1 protein-coding gene is annotated in these 1118 nt (G+C 38.6%); it reads left to right on the top strand.

Annotated elements, in window-relative coordinates; translation table 11 throughout:
- The first annotated feature begins 221 nt into the window (after window positions 1-221).
- Window positions 222-581: a VOC family protein gene (locus tag B5D54_RS16430; protein ID WP_001071517.1), complete on the top strand. Its 360-nt coding sequence runs from the start codon at window positions 222-224 to the stop codon at window positions 579-581.
- Window positions 582-1118: the final 537 nt, after the last annotated feature.

Here is a 1118-nt window from a genome sequence, read left to right as displayed (position 1 = left end):
GTGTAAGTTAAATCGTGTTTGGCGATGCTGTTTTTGGCAAAGCTTTGAAATGGTTAGTAAAGTTACATAACAAAGCATTTAAGAGGGACAATCAATGCGTGGCACTTTTGTTTTGGGTGAGCATTTGAGGTTACGGCTGGTTAGTTTAAGTTCGGTTGTTAGCGTTGCTTGCCCCTTAATGCGGCGTTATGCGCTAATAGGAAAAGTTACAGGAGTTAACAATGAATCAGCATGAAAAGATCAATTATGTAGAATTTTCAGCGAAAGACTTAGAGTCAACGAAAGCATTCTTTTCAAAGGTTTTTGGATGGGACTTTGTTGACTATGGGCCTGAATACGCAGCTTTTTCAAATGAAGGTTTAGATGTTGGCTTTTTCAAAGCTGAGCGTTCTAGTCGGACTGAAAATGGTGGTGCACTTTTAATTTTCTATAGTTCAGACATTGAAGCCACATTGGATAAAGTTGTGAAAAATGGCGGTAATATCATCCGTTCAATTTTTGAATTTCCCGGCGGTTGTCGTTTTCATTTTGTAGAGCCAAGTGGCAACGAGTTTGCAGTTTGGTCTGAAGCACGCGCATAACAAGGCGTTAAAGAGGGACAGCCAACGCGTGGCATTTTTATCATGCGTTGGTTTTTGTGATTACTGTGTTATGCGGAAGCTTGGCAGTTGCGTCGGCTGCCCCTTAACGCGGCGTTATGTAACCGTAGAGAAAAAGACCACAATGTATTGAAATTTAAAGTGTTTTTATGCTTGTGCATTTTTAAGCTAGCTTCTATTTTACATGTTTTATGATTTTAACTTATTGTTTTAATTGGTTATTTATACGGTTTGTAAAATTAGTCTTATTCATGTTGATTTGGTTTTCGTCTTCCTTGTTCTTCGAATTTTCCGTTTGTTCTTAATGGCTCAGTGGGTTTGCGATAAGCTTGGTGGCAGTCATTTTTTTCTTTGAACTAGGGCTCGCAGTTTCGCTGTTGCCACGCAAATTCTACTGGGTTACTGCTAACTTTTCATGTAAGTTAAACGATATTTGGCAATGTTTTTCTTTGTAATGCGTTGAAATAGTTAGTAAAGTTACATAACAAAGCATTTAAGAGGGACAGTCAACGCTTGGCA

It is taken from the genome of Vibrio cincinnatiensis DSM 19608 (genome assembly GCF_900167345.1).
Taxonomy (GTDB): domain Bacteria; phylum Pseudomonadota; class Gammaproteobacteria; order Enterobacterales; family Vibrionaceae; genus Vibrio; species Vibrio cincinnatiensis.
The sequence above is the reverse complement of the archived record's forward strand: the minus strand, read 5'-3'. Positions and strand labels throughout refer to the sequence as shown.